Annotated in this window: 15 protein-coding genes; 7 read left to right on the forward strand and 8 right to left on the reverse strand. The window is 37.1% G+C overall.

Going from position 1 to position 14,565, the window contains the following annotated elements; genetic code table 11:
* Nucleotides 1–204 precede the first annotated feature (204 nt).
* Entirely contained in the window at nucleotides 205–1,596 is a 1,392-nt protein-coding gene (locus LZ480_RS15020) for a hypothetical protein (RefSeq protein WP_241370359.1), read from the forward strand.
* A 119-nt stretch (nucleotides 1,597–1,715) separates the two neighbouring features.
* Here the strand turns inward: LZ480_RS15020 and LZ480_RS15025 are convergent, their stop codons facing one another.
* Entirely contained in the window at nucleotides 1,716–2,222 is a 507-nt protein-coding gene (locus LZ480_RS15025) for an RsiV family protein (protein WP_241370360.1), read from the reverse strand.
* Nucleotides 2,223–2,535: 313 nt separating this feature from the next.
* On the opposite strand from LZ480_RS15025, the gene LZ480_RS15030 reads away from it, so the two are divergent.
* Complete coding sequence (locus LZ480_RS15030; RefSeq protein WP_241370361.1) at nucleotides 2,536–3,798, forward strand: MFS transporter; 1,263 nt, start codon at nucleotides 2,536–2,538, stop codon at nucleotides 3,796–3,798.
* A gap of 129 nt (nucleotides 3,799–3,927) precedes the next feature.
* Nucleotides 3,928–4,119 (forward strand): hypothetical protein, encoded by a 192-nt coding sequence (locus LZ480_RS15035; RefSeq protein WP_241370362.1) that lies wholly within the window; start codon nucleotides 3,928–3,930, stop codon nucleotides 4,117–4,119.
* Nucleotides 4,120–4,270: 151 nt separating this feature from the next.
* Here the strand turns inward: LZ480_RS15035 and LZ480_RS15040 are convergent, their stop codons facing one another.
* Nucleotides 4,271–4,399, reverse strand: coding sequence for a YjcZ family sporulation protein (locus LZ480_RS15040; RefSeq protein WP_241370363.1), 129 nt, complete (start codon nucleotides 4,397–4,399; stop codon nucleotides 4,271–4,273).
* 178 nt (nucleotides 4,400–4,577) lie between these two features.
* Between LZ480_RS15040 and LZ480_RS15045 the strand changes: the two genes are divergently transcribed.
* Entirely contained in the window at nucleotides 4,578–4,790 is a 213-nt protein-coding gene (locus LZ480_RS15045; protein ID WP_241370364.1) for a hypothetical protein, read from the forward strand.
* A gap of 26 nt (nucleotides 4,791–4,816) precedes the next feature.
* On the opposite strand, the gene LZ480_RS15050 is transcribed toward LZ480_RS15045, so the two are convergent.
* The 6 genes from LZ480_RS15050 to LZ480_RS15075 all read right to left on the reverse strand — a co-directional run bounded on the left by LZ480_RS15050 (nucleotide 4,817) and on the right by LZ480_RS15075 (nucleotide 10,904).
* Nucleotides 4,817–5,047: a DUF1540 domain-containing protein gene (locus LZ480_RS15050; RefSeq protein WP_241370365.1), complete on the reverse strand. Its 231-nt coding sequence runs from the start codon at nucleotides 5,045–5,047 to the stop codon at nucleotides 4,817–4,819.
* A gap of 234 nt (nucleotides 5,048–5,281) precedes the next feature.
* Nucleotides 5,282–6,187 (reverse strand): ABC transporter ATP-binding protein, encoded by a 906-nt coding sequence (locus LZ480_RS15055; protein WP_241370366.1) that lies wholly within the window; start codon nucleotides 6,185–6,187, stop codon nucleotides 5,282–5,284.
* Nucleotides 6,187–7,233 (reverse strand): ABC transporter ATP-binding protein, encoded by a 1,047-nt coding sequence (locus tag LZ480_RS15060; RefSeq protein WP_241370367.1) that lies wholly within the window; start codon nucleotides 7,231–7,233, stop codon nucleotides 6,187–6,189. The genes LZ480_RS15055 and LZ480_RS15060 overlap by 1 nt, the downstream gene beginning before the upstream one ends.
* A gap of 14 nt (nucleotides 7,234–7,247) precedes the next feature.
* A complete protein-coding gene (locus tag LZ480_RS15065; RefSeq protein WP_241370368.1) occupies nucleotides 7,248–8,183 on the reverse strand; it encodes an ABC transporter permease in 936 nt (311 codons plus the stop codon).
* Entirely contained in the window at nucleotides 8,180–9,112 is a 933-nt protein-coding gene (locus tag LZ480_RS15070; protein ID WP_241370369.1) for an ABC transporter permease, read from the reverse strand. Before LZ480_RS15070 ends, LZ480_RS15065 begins: the two co-directional genes overlap by 4 nt.
* A 124-nt stretch (nucleotides 9,113–9,236) precedes the next feature.
* Nucleotides 9,237–10,904, reverse strand: coding sequence for a peptide ABC transporter substrate-binding protein (locus LZ480_RS15075; RefSeq protein ID WP_241370370.1), 1,668 nt, complete (start codon nucleotides 10,902–10,904; stop codon nucleotides 9,237–9,239).
* Between the two features lie 429 nt (nucleotides 10,905–11,333).
* On the opposite strand from LZ480_RS15075, the gene LZ480_RS15080 reads away from it, so the two are divergent.
* From LZ480_RS15080 to LZ480_RS15090, 3 genes are all read left to right on the forward strand, one after another.
* Nucleotides 11,334–12,875 (forward strand): catalase, encoded by a 1,542-nt coding sequence (locus tag LZ480_RS15080; RefSeq protein WP_241370371.1) that lies wholly within the window; start codon nucleotides 11,334–11,336, stop codon nucleotides 12,873–12,875.
* An 87-nt stretch (nucleotides 12,876–12,962) separates the two neighbouring features.
* On the forward strand, nucleotides 12,963–13,460 hold the full coding sequence (locus LZ480_RS15085) for a YehS family protein (RefSeq protein ID WP_241370372.1): 498 nt from the start codon (nucleotides 12,963–12,965) through the stop codon (nucleotides 13,458–13,460).
* A 194-nt stretch (nucleotides 13,461–13,654) separates the two neighbouring features.
* Nucleotides 13,655–14,551, forward strand: coding sequence for a radical SAM/SPASM domain-containing protein (locus LZ480_RS15090; protein ID WP_241370373.1), 897 nt, complete (start codon nucleotides 13,655–13,657; stop codon nucleotides 14,549–14,551).
* Nucleotides 14,552–14,565: the final 14 nt, after the last annotated feature.

Raw genomic sequence — 14,565 nt, forward strand, 5'->3', positions numbered from 1 at the left:
CCTTAAATGCTTTTTTATACTGTAAGATAAAATTCGCCTGTTTAGAACAAAAATATTATGAATATCCCTTAGTAACCAATCAATACGAAATTAATATTAAAATAGGCGAATTCATTAAATTCTAAAAAAATATTAATTGCTAATAGGCGTTCACCATCTATCTATGCCCTCCATATGCTAAACAAAAAGGGAGTGAGGCAGTGTATGGGGATTGAATTAACAGTCTTGCATTGGATCTATGTCTTATTTATATTGCTCATCATTTTTTTCATGGTAAGGCGTCTTGATACAACATTGATTAGCATATTAGGTATTTTCGTTATCGCAATTGTGGCGACAGGAAATTTTACTTCCTCTATTAGTAGTATATTTAATAGCTTTATTTATGCCATTACAGAGTTATTATCTACTATTTTAATCATTTCCATAATAGTTGCGATGAGCCGTGTATTAACTAAAACCGGTATTAATGAAGTGATGGTTGCCCCCTTTACAAAAATCATTAAAAATCCGACGCTCGGCTTTTGGACAATCGGACTATTAATGATGATTATTTCTTGGTTTTTCTGGCCCTCACCTGCCGTAGCATTACTAGGGGCGGTGTTATTGCCTGTTGCGATTCGTGCTGGACTTCCCGCACTTGGCGTCGCAATGGCAATGAACTTATTTGGTCATGGCATAGCTTTGTCTTCTGATTTTGTTATCCAGGGCGCACCAAAATTAACAGCAGATGCAGCTGGAATTCCTGTCGGGGATGTTGTTACAGCAAGTATCCCGCTTGTTATTACAATGGGGGTTGTAACGACAATTGTTGCTTTTTATTTATTAAAACGTGATATGAAAAAAGGCAAACTAGAATTAGTAGGTACGTATGATAATGGAACGGAGCAAGAAACGACTGAGGATTTACTAACAATGAAGCAAAAAAAATTCTTTGCCATTTTAATTCCGGCTGCCTTCATTTTAGATGTTGTTGCGATGGCGTTATTTAATTTGCAAGGTGGAGATGCAACTGCATTAGTAGGGGGCACTTCCGTATTCATTTTACTTTTACTTTGTATCATTGCCTATAAAAAGAAAGGGCTAGAACAAACGACGAGTTACTTTATCAATGGTTTTCAGTTTGGCTTTAAAGTATTTGGGCCAGTCATTCCAATTGCGGCATTCTTCTATTTAGGTGATTCGGGCTTCCTTACAATTATCGGCGATTATTTACCATCAAGCTCGCATGGTATTGTGAATGACCTCGGTGTTGCGCTAGCTGGTATTGTGCCACTAACAACAGAAGTAGCAGTTGTCACATTAACGGGAGTTGGAGCAATTACAGGTCTTGATGGGTCTGGGTTTTCAGGAATTTCATTAGTTGGTTCTATTGGAAGCTTGTTCGGTACAGCAATTGGTGAAGGGACAGCAACATTAACGGCACTTGGCCAAGTTGCTGCGATTTGGGTGGGTGGCGGTACATTAATTCCTTGGGCACTTATCCCAGCAGCAGCGATTTGTAATGTAAGTCCATTCGAGCTTGCACGGAGAAATCTTGTACCTGTTGTCGTTGGCTTAATTGTAACGACTATTGTAGCTGTATTTATTATTTAGCAGCTTATCAAAGATGAACACCTAGTTCAACCACCGCATATTGATGAACATTAATACAAGAAAAAAAAGATAAGCCCATGCAAGAGTGTAATTTTCTTTAAGCATGGGCCTTTTATGTGTTAGTTGTTAACAGCCATTCTACTTAGAGGACTCTGTTCATCAATAATATCTACTAAATCAAAAACAGAAATAGGGAACATAGGCAGCCCCACCACATAAGGCGTGATTTCATATAATTGAAAATAAATTACGAGCGATTTATCTGCAATATAAAAATCTTGATCTGGTCGAATTCCCGTAAATTCACCTAGTAAAGGAATATCACGCTGAATAATTTGAATTTCAACAAGTTCAGAAATTCGTTGGACATAATCAGCACCAGGTGTAAATAAATCGTTTAATTGACAAATTTTTTCATTATTAAAATCAAAAGTAAGCGATTTGATATATGTCATCCCATGTGCAGCCTGCTTATGATATGTGTAATTGGTAAGAGATAAACTAAGCAATTGCCGTTGGTTATTTTTTATTTCATAAAATCCTAACATTTCATCAACTGTAGTTGGCATATTCCCCGTCTGTAGTGAAATAAGAGCCTTCACTTGCTCATAAATAGCATGATTCATGCGATGTTCCCATAAATAATTCTCAAGGAAAGTCACTTGTGGATAATACACAATCTGTCTCGTCCCATTGTTTAAACAACATGTGTTGATATGGACTGGATTTATTTGAATAATGCTCCCCATCTCTTTAAATTTGTTGGATTAAATACTGGAAAAACGTGAATAATTTTTTCCATGGATATAGATATGTATATGTAATAGTAAACCGAATATGAAATGAATTTAAAAAGTAGTGGTAATCAGGTATAAATGGATTGGAAAAAAAATATTAAATAACACATGGAAATTAAAAATAAATAGGAGTAAGAAACAAGTGGAAAAACAAAAAAGTCGATACCGATGGATTGTATTTGTTTCGGTGCTGCTCACATACTTATTAATGGCAAGTCAACGAACGGCTCCGGGAATAATAACGAATAACTTAATGGAAGATTTTGATTTAACTACTTCTGAAATTGGCTTATTGATGAGTATACAATTTTTTGTATATACAAGTTTGCAAATTCCAATGGGGATTTTAGCGGATCGTTTTGGACCGAATTTCTTTCTGATTATTGGGGCTACACTCACAGGATTTGGGACAATTATTTATAGTTTGGGTACCCATGAATTGATCCTGTTTTTTGCAAGGATCCTCACAGGGGTAGGGGATGCAACGATATGGGTTAATATGATGTTAATTTTAGCTACGTGGTTTCACAAAAAAGAATTCGTTCGATTAGTAGGCTTTGCGGGGATGACAGGGAGTCTTGGCTTTTTATTAGCGACAGTGCCTTACTCCACATGGATTAGTTTATATGGATGGAGAGCTACATTTTTTTCACTAGGGTTATTATTATGCTTTTGTGGTGTCTTTCTTTATTTTGTACTTATAAAAAATACAAAACACCGATTTGAGGAAGAACCGATTATTGAAAAAGAAATGGTACAACGAGATAAAACACTTGTTATCGTCAGAAATGTGTTTTCAAATCGTCAATCATGGGCATTATTTTTTTGTCATTTCGGGGTTGTCGGCGGGTATGTGGGGTTCATTAGCTCATGGGCAGTACCGTATATGACGGATTTGTATGAAATGACAAGTTCAGAGGCAAGCCAGTTAATAATGCTTGGTCTTATCGGTGCACTTATTGGAGCACCATTAATAAGTTGGCTTTCAAGCTGGTTAGAAGCAATTAAAAAACCATACATTGTTGTTCAAAGTACGGTTTTATTGAGTTGGTGTACATTCTTATTATTTAACGGGCATCCGTCACTGGTATTGCTTAGTATCCTATTTTTTATTATTGGCTTTGGATATGGGGCAAGTGCATTATCTTTTGCAGCGGTTCGTCAATCTTTTTCAGTTAAAGAAAATGGCATTGTTTCGGGGTTTGTAAATACAGGTGGCTTTTTAAGTGCTGTACTGCTGCCGATCTTTTTCGGCTTTATATTGGAATATTTTCATGGAACTACAGGAAATATAACGGACGGTTACTATTATGGCTTCATCACGCCCGTTGTTTTTTCTATGATGGGTATAATAGGGATTATCTTCTATAAGGAAAGTCACATAAAACTAAGAACGAATAGGTAGTCGCCTAAATGTAACTACCGATGGGATCCATATAAAATAGAAAGCAACTCGCATAATTTTTGCGCAATTTGTGTTTTCTAACATAATTGATCCACTCCCGCACATGCTAGTTAAAAGGGAGGTGTATGAATGGAAGGAAAAAAGTACACAAAAGCAGGAACAAATATTGAAGAAGTTAAGCGATTAAATGCCTCATCTGGCCCTTCTTATAATGAAATGTTGGCAGCACTTGCCCAAGGACCAAGGGCAAAGGCAAAAGAAGAAATTGCGGCAGAACCACTAGACGTAAATGTAGTGAAAGACAGCACTAGAAAAAAATAATTACTAATTTATGTGAGAATTGAAGTAGCTTATAACGCTTTGAAAAAACTTGAAATATCCCTTCACTCCTAGAGAAGCTCAAGAGTGAAGGGAAGATTTCATTAAAAAGTTACTTTCAATATACATAGAAAGCTTTATCTACCAAGTGGTATTAATAGCCCCCACTGTAGAAAGAAGCACCAACGATAATTAATAGGATGAATAGTACCACAATTAAAACGAAACCTGACCCACTACCATAGCCACTATTACCACCACATGAATATCCTGCTGAACCCATAATGTATCACTCCTTTGTATAGGATTAGTTCAGAATATGTAAGGAAATTAAAAAAGTATGGATATTTGTATTAGAAGTGTGTAGTTTTTTTATAAATTTTGAATATAAGGATGGGTTTTAGATTTATTTACATAAAAGTTCTGCTCTCGCACAAGCTACTGAAGAGGAGGTGTGCTTGATGGAACACCAAAAAAAAGTGAAGATTATTCATGAGACATTAGGCTTTTCTCATAATGATGCAGAGGCTTTAATTGAAAAGGCACGAGAAGTGCACACGGTTGATGAAATTCCACTCGAACTTTTAAAGGCTAATGCAAAAATAGACAGTAACGATTTTGTACTCAATCAGATTCCGAATATGATTCACTTAGACCGTGACGGACCACGCTAACTCAATGACAAAAAAACGAACGCAGATTATGCGTTCGTTCTTTTGTCATTTTTCGAAATGAATGTTTTACAGCATGTGTCCTTTGAATGCGCGGCTACACTTTTTGTATGTGCATCAAAATCAGTCGAAAACTCAGTTTGCTGATGCTGTTTTCCTCTAACATCTGCATGAATTTCAATTTTTTCCGCGCCACAAATATTCCTGGGTTCATGGAAATAACAGTTTTCTACTGTACATTTTACTTCAACGATTGGCATTTAAATCCCCACCTTCGAATCATTCTTGATACTTAGTGTGTCCAAAAAGTGCTCATTTTAATGCGATTAATTTTAAATTAAAAAATATTAATGAAAGCAAAACTTTATGGATTCTGGGGATAATTTTACTGGTATTACGTACGCCATTGGGCTATCCACTTTATGTAAAAGCACGATTGGTGAAAGCTATTGCTCGGTGGGGATGAGGAAAGCCCCACCGAGCAAAGTTTCACATTATAACCATTTTCTGAGTTGTTCTTTTGTTGCAAAGACGAAGTGACCTGGACGAGCTTCTAGTAATTCTGCATTTGTTGGTGCTTCTTCATGCTTGTATGGAATACGGACACGTTTACGTTCGTATTCAGGGTTTGGCTGAGGCACAGCTGATAGCAATGATTTTGTATATGGATGAATCGGATTATTATAAATTTCATCAGCTAAGCCAAGCTCTAAAATTTTACCCCGGTACATTACAGCAATTCGATCAGAAATGTATTTTACCATCGAAAGGTCGTGAGCGATGAATAAATACGTCAAACCACGCTCTTTTTGTAGCTGTTTTAATAAGTTCACAACTTGCGCTTGAATCGATACATCTAGAGCGGAAATGGGTTCATCTGCAATAATGAAGCTAGGATTTAAGCTTAGTGCACGTGCAATGCCAATACGTTGACGCTGACCACCTGAAAATTCATGTGCATAGCGATTGGCGTGTTCACGGTTGAGCCCAACTGATTCAAGGAGCTCGCCAATTTTTTGTTGTCGTTCCTTTTTACTTTTATATAGTCCGTGAATATCAAATCCTTCTGCAATAATTTCCCCAGCCGTCATACGTGGATTTAATGACGCATAAGGATCTTGGAAAATCATCTGCATTTCACGATTGAATTGCATGGATTCCTTACGAGAAGAATAGGAATTTACGTTTTTACCATTAAACAATATCTCGCCATCTGTAATATCATAAAGGCGTATAATTGATCGTCCAGTCGTGGATTTACCACAGCCAGATTCACCTACAAGCCCTAATGTTTCGCCTTCAAATATTTCAAAGCTAATGCCATCTACTGCTTTAATCGGCTCTTTTACAGTACCGAAATGCTGCTTTAAATTTTTGACTTCCAATATTTTTTTTCTCATTATGCTTCGCCTCCTCTTGATGATGCAATACGGCGAGCAACAACTTCGGGAAGTGGAATTTCCGGAGCATCTGGATGCTGTAACCAAGTTTTTGCGAAGTGCGTTCCAGAAACTTGGAACATCGGTGGCTCTTCTTCAAAATCAATCGCTAGGGCTAGCTCATTTCGTGGTGCAAATGCACAGCCAATAGGCGGATTGATTAAGTTTGGTGGAGAGCCAGGAATCGCACGTAAAAGCTCGTCGGATGAATTATTCAAGTCCGGCATAGAACCGAGTAATCCCCAAGTATAGGGATGTTTCGGGTCATAGAAAATATCTTCAACAGTTCCATATTCAACAATTTGTCCAGCATACATAACAGCTACTCGGTCCGCTACGTTAGCGACTACACCAAGATCATGGGTAATGAAAATAATCGATGTATTGGACGATTTCTGAATCTCTTTCATTAACTCTAAAATTTGTGCTTGAATCGTTACATCAAGTGCTGTTGTTGGCTCATCTGCAATTAAGAGCTTTGGATCTGCGGCAAGCGCAACCGCAATAACAACACGTTGGCGCATTCCACCAGATAGTTCATGCGGATAGGCTTTGTACCGTTTTTCAGGGAATGGAATTCCTACCTGGTCAAGCAGTTCAATCGCGCGACTTTTTGCAGCTTCTTTTGAAGTGACTTTTTTATGCTTTAAGAGCACCTCTGTTATTTGTTTTCCAATTCGCATCGTTGGATTTAATGCCGTCATAGGATCTTGGAAAATCATCGCCATCTCATTTCCTCGAATAGCAAGCATTTCTTTTTCACTAAGCTGAATTAAATCTTTGCCACCAAAAAGAATTTCACCGCCAGCGTAAATTCCAGGTGGTTGTGGAATTAACTTCATCAGTGCGTTACTTGTAACACTTTTTCCTGAACCAGATTCGCCAACGATGGCTAGTGTTTCACCTTCATATAATTCGAAATTTACACCACGTACCGCTTGCACAATGCCGGCGTACGTTTTGAAATGAACATGCAAGTCATTAACATCTAAAAGTTTCTTTTTCATATCGTACACCCTTTCTATTTACGTAATTTAGGATCTAGTGCGTCGCGAAGTCCGTCTCCAACAGCGTTAAATGCAAAAATGGTTAACGATATGAAAACGGCAGGGAATATTAGACGCCACGGCGCGGATTGAATGGCCTTATTACCTTCTGAAGCCATCGTTCCCCAACTTGACATCGGTTGTTGAACGCCTAAGCCGATATAGCTTAAAAATGATTCAGTAAAAATCGCACTTGGAATGGTTAAAGTCATTGTTACCAAAATCACACCCATTGCATTTGGTATAAGGTGGCGTTTAATTAAATGCCATGTGTTTGCACCTAATGTTTGAGCTGCCAATACATATTCACGATTTTTTATCGAAAGCACTTCCGCACGAACAATACGGGCCATGTTAACCCAACCAGTAATCGAAAGTGCAATAATCATTGGAACTAAGCCTTTTTCCATTACTACTAATAAAATAATTACAACTAAAATATATGGAATTGCTGTTAGAACGTCTACAATACGCATCATAATATTATCGATACGACCACCTATTAATCCAGAAATACTCCCCCAAAGAACCCCAATAATTAAATCGATTACAGCAGCCGCAAGTCCAATAAATAAAGATATACGAGCCCCTTGCCAAACACGAACAAATAGATCGCGAGCAAGGTCATCTGTACCGAACCAATGGGCAGCAGATGGCGCGGTATTGTAAAGTCCCGTGTTTTCTTCGTAAGACCACGTAGAGAGCATGGGTGCAAAAATAGCCATAATAGTAACAAATGCTAAAATGATTAGTCCGATAATAGCTAATTTATTATGAGAAAATCGATACATTACTTCTTGCCAAAAAGATATTTGCTTTTTGTTTAATGTATCTGCGTCACTTGTACGAGCCCCAACAATTTTAAAACGTTCAGGAGCGATATGGTCGAAGTTGTTGTTATTAGTTGTCATGATTTTTTCGCTCCTTTTAACTTAATTCGTGGATCGATAAATTGATATAGAATATCTACAATTAATACAGCGAGCAATAAAATAATGGAGTAGAAAACGGTTACACCCATAATTGTTGTATAATCACGATTTGTAATAGATTGAACGAAGTGGCGTCCAATACCAGGAACCGCAAATATTTGTTCGATAATGAAACTACCAGTTACAACACCAGCAGTTAAGGGTCCTAAATATGTGACAACTGGCAACAATGCATTGCGTAGTGAGTGCTTGAAGACGACTGACCATTTTCCAATCCCTTTTGCACGTGCTAATTTAACATACTCACTATTATTTTGTTCTAACATACTTGATCGTGTTAGTTTTGCAATGAAGCCGGCGTGTGTTAGGGCAATTGCAGTTGCAGGCAATACTGTGTAGATAAAGCCTTTCCATCCAGTTACCGGGAACCATCCGAGTTTCAAAGAAAAAAATAATTGTAAAAGACCCGCTAAAATAAATGATGGTACTGAAATCCCCAAGACGGCGATTACAGTCGACACATAGTCAGGAAACTTATTATGGTAGAGCGCGGATATAACACCTAACAATATTCCAAAACCAATGGCTAATATCATCGCCTCAATTCCTAAAACTAAAGACACAGGGAATCCTTCTGAAATCATATCGTTTACAGAACGACCTTTATATTTCATCGATTCACCGAAATCAAATGTAAATGACGAAACTAAGTAGTCCTTATATTGAATGTACCAAGGATTATTGAGGCCATATTTTTCGTTTAGTTGCTGTTCAATTGCTGGCGGAAGTTGACGTTCACTAGCGAATGGACTACCTGGAGCCAACTTCATTAAGAAGAATGTAGCTGAAATAATAACAAAAAGAGCAACGAAGATGTAAAGAATTCTCTTTAAAATGTAGTTAAGCATTTGACAGACCCCCTTTAAATTTTTGAAAATTCTGTAATATTATGAAAGGCTGCTCCAAATCACGAGGATTTTTGAGCAGCCTTTCGTGTACAACTACACAAAAAATACTGATGAATCGTTGAAATTATTTATTGATATCAACGTTTTTAAGTGAAATGTTACCTAAAGCATCTGGAACCATGCCTGTTACAAAGTCTTTATTAATGTAAAGGTTTGTGTAGAAGTAGATTGGAGCTACTGGCATTTCATCCATCATGATAGCTTCTGCTTCTAATAATATTGCAGTACGTTTTGCAGGATCTGCTTCAATAACAGACTGTTTTAATAATGCTGTGTAATCAGCATTTTCCCAACCTGTATCGTTGTTACCATTTGAAGCTGTGTTATACATTTCTAAGAATGTATAAGCATCGTTGTAGTCAGCAATCCAGCCTAAACGCCCAACTTGGTAGTCTAAGTTTGATAATTTATCTAAATACACTTGCCATTCAGCGTTATCAAGCTTTACGTTAATGCCTAATTGTGAAGCCCAACCTTGTTGGATGAATTGAGCAATTGCAGCGTGTGCCTCAGAAGTATTGTAAGAAACCGTAATTTCTAAATCTGCTGGGCTAGCTAAACCTAACTCTTTTAAACCAGCTTCTAAGAATTTTTTAGCGCCTTCATAATCAGCGTCTTTGAAGTAACCAGAATCATCGCCGAAACCTCCAACAGCGTTCGGAACCATACCTAAAGCTGGCTCTTGCTCACCTTTAGTAATGTTTTTGATTAGGCCTGCACGGTCAATCGATAAAGCTAATGCTTTACGAATGTTGGCGTTACTCATAACTTTGTCAGTTGTGTTAAATTTGTAATTATAGATACCAGAGTAAGGTTCCACATTTAAAGTACCATCTGCTTTTAAGCGATCCAGTGCCTCTAAAGAGATTGAACCAAAGTTTGTACCTAAGAAATCAATTTCATCTGCATCATACATAGCCATTTGAGAGCTTTCAGACTCTACAATAGAAATGTTTACAGTGTCAATTTTGACATTTGCAGCATCCCAGTAAGAGTCTGATTTAGTTAATACTAGGTTACCGTTGTGAACCCACTCAGTTAAAGTATATGGTCCGTTTGAAACAATTGAATCTGCTTCAGCAAACCAGTTTGCATTAGCTTCTTGTGTACCTTTATGGAATGGATACATTGTTTTGAAAGCTGTTAACTCTAGGAAGTACGGTGTTGGCACTTCTAAAGTAACTTCGATTGTTTTTTCATCAACTACTTTAATACCTAAATCATCACCTGAACCTGAACCAGTATTAAATGCTTCAGCGCCTTTGATTGGATATAAAATTGAAGCGTATTCAGATGCATTCGCTGGATCTAAAACCCATTTCCAAGAATAAGCAAAATCTTCTGCAGTAACTGGGTCACCATTTGTCCATTTAGCATCACGTAATTTGAACGTGTATGTTAAAAGGTCATCAGAAATTTCATAGCTTTCAGCAGCAGCTTCTTTAGCTTCGCCGTTTTCCATAGTCATTAACCCTTCGAAAATGTTTTGAATCATAGTACTTGAAGTCGTATCTGTTGCCAAACCAGGGTGTATTGATGGTGGCTCAGATCCAAATACTAAGTTAAGTTCTTTTGGTTCTGAAGCTGGTTCTGTAGTACTTTCGGTACCTGTGTCTGTCGTGCCTTCGGATGATGTGTCAACCTCTTCCTTACTGTCATCTGAACCACATGCAGCAAGTACGATCGACAGTACAAGTACCATCATCAGTGTTAGAAATTTGTTGAATTTCATTTGTTAACCTCCCATTTTGCGTAATATTCTGACAACTTGTAACGCAATATAACTATATCAAAAACAAATAAAATAATAAACATTTTTTCAATTTTTTAGAAAAAAATTTTTATGATTGTTTAATATAGTAATATTGGCGCGTTTTTTATTTAATGTTCTTAAAATGAAATATATGTTTTAAATAGTATTTTTATTTATTTTAAAAGTAATTCTTGGCCAAAATTGATGAATAAATATCAATGGTATAATGTAACATCGTTATGTGAGTTGAAGAAAGGTGAAATTACCTATATCAAAAAAATACAATAATAAAGAATAACAAAGAAAAAGGCGAGATACAGAAAAAATGAATACTTATTCAATAATTAAGGACTGAGAATGTATAAATTTTTCTATTTTTACCATCCTTATCAAAAAAGGAGTGGTGAAATGGAAGAAAATATATTGACAAATCGTCAAGGACATCCTGTTACGAACAATCAGCAAATCCGTTCTGTTGGCAAACGTGGTCCGGCGACATTAGAAAACTATGATTTTATTGAAAAAATTAGTCATTTTGATCGCGAACGAGTACCAGAGCGTGTTGTACATGCAAGGGGAGCTGGGGCTCACGGTTATTTTGAAGCATATGGTACGGTTGGCAATGAGCCGATTGCTAAGTACACAAGAGCAAAGCTATTTCAAACAAAAGGTAAAAAGACACCAGTATTCGTCCGATTTTCAACGGTAATTCATGGAGGACATTCACCTGAAACATTGCGTGACCCACGTGGCTTTGCGGTTAAATTTTATACTGAGGATGGAAATTGGGATTTAGTAGGCAACAATTTAAAAATCTTCTTTATTCGTGATGCAATGAAGTTCCCAGATATGATTCATGCTTTTAAGCCAGATCCCGTAACAAATCGTCAAGATGCCGAACGTTTTTTTGATTTTTGTGCAGCCTCACCTGAAAGCTTTCATATGGTAACACTCGTTTATTCGCCATGGGGAATTCCAGCAAACTATCGTATGATGCAAGGCTCTGGAGTCAACACGTATAAATGGGTCAATGAACAAGGAAAAGCAATGCTTATCAAATACCATTGGGAGCCAAAGCAGGGGATTCGCAATTTAACACAGCAGCAGGCACAGGATATTCAAGGAAAAAACTTTAACCATGCAACGCAAGATTTATTTGATGCGATTGAAAAGGGCGATTATCCTGAATGGGAGCTGTTTGTACAAATGATGGAGGATGGTGAACATCCAGAGCTTGATTTTGATCCACTTGATGATACGAAACTTTGGCCAGAAGAAAAATTCCCATGGCTGGCAGTTGGCAAAATGACATTGAACAAAAATCCTGATGATTATTTTACTGAGGTAGAACAAGTCGCATTTGGCACGGGTGTGTTAGTAGATGGACTTGATTTTTCTGATGATAAAATGCTGCAAGAGCGTACATTTAGTTATTCTGATACACAACGTTACCGAGTAGGCGCGAATTATTTACAGTTACCGATCAATGCGCCGAAAAAACATGTCGCAACAAATCAGCGTGGGGGACAAATGCAAATAAAAGTCGACCACCATGAAAATCCACATATTAATTACGAGCCATCATTATTAGGTAGATTAAAGGAAGCTCGACAATCTGGAACAGAATATACTCCTTATATAGAAGGAAATTTAGTACGGGCACCAATAGACCGAACAAATGACACGAAGCAAGCAGGCGAAACGTATCGTAAATTTGAAAAGTGGGAGCAAGATGATCTTATTTTAAATTTAACGACTGATTTAGCAAAATGTGAGTCGGTAATTCAAGAAACGATGATTCGTTACGCAGAAGAGGCAGATGCGGATTATGGGCGTCGTTTACGAGAAAATTTACAAAATACTGATAGTACAGGTCCACTTGGTAATGCACAAAATGACGAGGCTGTAGAACAAGCTATTAATGAAAGTAAAGAAACAGATCACCTATAATGAAAAGCAAATACGAGCAATCGAACTAACATTGAAGCGTGAACCTCTGTTATAATAGCCTTTAGCAAAACATTGATGGAGGCTACAATGGAAAATAACGATATTTTAATCCGTGTGCGATATGCACTTGATTTAAAGAATAGAGAGATGGTAGAAATTTTTAAGCTAGCCGGCGAAAAAGTGGCAGCAGAAGAAATGCCAAAAATATTAACAAAGTCTTTAGCGAAAGATGAAGAAGTACCGGCTGATTACGATCAAATTAAATTAAATGATAAAAAACTTGAAGCATTCTTTAACGGACTGATTACATTTAAACGTGGGCCTATGCCTAAAAAAGAAGGGCAAACTGCGCCAGTGCAAGAAAAACCGGATCATGTAAACAATATGGTATTAAAAAAATTAAAGGTCGCTTGTCAGCTAACGACTGAAGAAATGTTAGACGTTTTAGATGATGGAGGAATCGCGGTATCAAAAGGTGAGTTAGGTGCGATTATGCGTAAGCCAGGCCACCGTAACTATAAAGAATGTGGCGATAACTTCACTCGTAAGTTTTTAAAAGGCTTATCAATTCGTTATCGTGGATAAAAATGAGATGTACGAAAAGTAAAATTTTCGTGCATCTTTTTTTAGATTAGAAAGCGTAATTTTTTGTGGATATTGAAGTTAAAGTTAATAACAGCTATTTAAATTGTTAATATCAATGTCGTTGCTTCCTATTTCGATCTGATATTTGTTACAATGAAAAGTATTGTTTATTAAAAAGGAATGGTGAACGAACGTTGAAAACATTTAAAAAAGTTTATATTGAAATTACGAGCGTTTGCAATTTAGCATGTAGCTTTTGTCCGCCAACAGAGCGTGCAAAAGGCTTAATAAAGGTCGAACAATTTGCCAATATATTAGATGAAATTAGTGGATATACGAAATATATTTATTTACATGTAAAGGGAGAGCCGCTATTACATCCGCGCATTGGGCAATTGTTAGACATCGCTCATGAAAAAGGATTCAAAGTAAATATTACAACAAATGGTACTTTAATTAAAAAGAACCGTGACAAGCTGTTAGGAAAGCCTGCATTACGCCAAATCAATTTTTCGTTGCATAGCTTTGATGGGCATGAGGGTTCAGAAAATCGTGAAAAATATTTGGGTGATATTTTAGAATTTGTACGTGATGTACGTGAGCATAATGTAATTATCTCGTATCGTCTATGGAATTTACAGCGCAACAACATTTCGGAAATCGCCAATCGTCGCAACCGCGAAACGTTAGAGATTCTTGAAAAAGAATATGATTTAGATTATGAAATTCAAGAACGAGTTGAAATGGGTAAGGGCGTCAAAATCACTAAAAATATTTACTTAAACCAAGATCACGAATTCCGCTGGCCAAGCCTGCTGGAAAAAGCAGATGAAGGTAAAGGTTTTTGCCATGCGCTTCGTACACATGCTGCGATTTTAGTAGATGGCTCTGTAGTTCCTTGCTGTTTGGATGGAGAAGGGGTAATCAATTTAGGGAATGTCCATGAACAAAAATTTGGAGACATAATTGGTAGTGAGCGCGCACAAAATTTAGTAGACGGGTTTTCTCGACGTGAGGCGGTTGAGGAATTATGTAAAAAATGTGGCTTCCGTCAGAAATTTGGAATGGATTCTGAATTACCTGATTTGTAATAAATAGAAAAAAT

Origin of the sequence: Solibacillus palustris (assembly GCF_022549215.1) — a bacterium.
GTDB lineage: Bacteria > Bacillota > Bacilli > Bacillales_A > Planococcaceae > Solibacillus > Solibacillus daqui.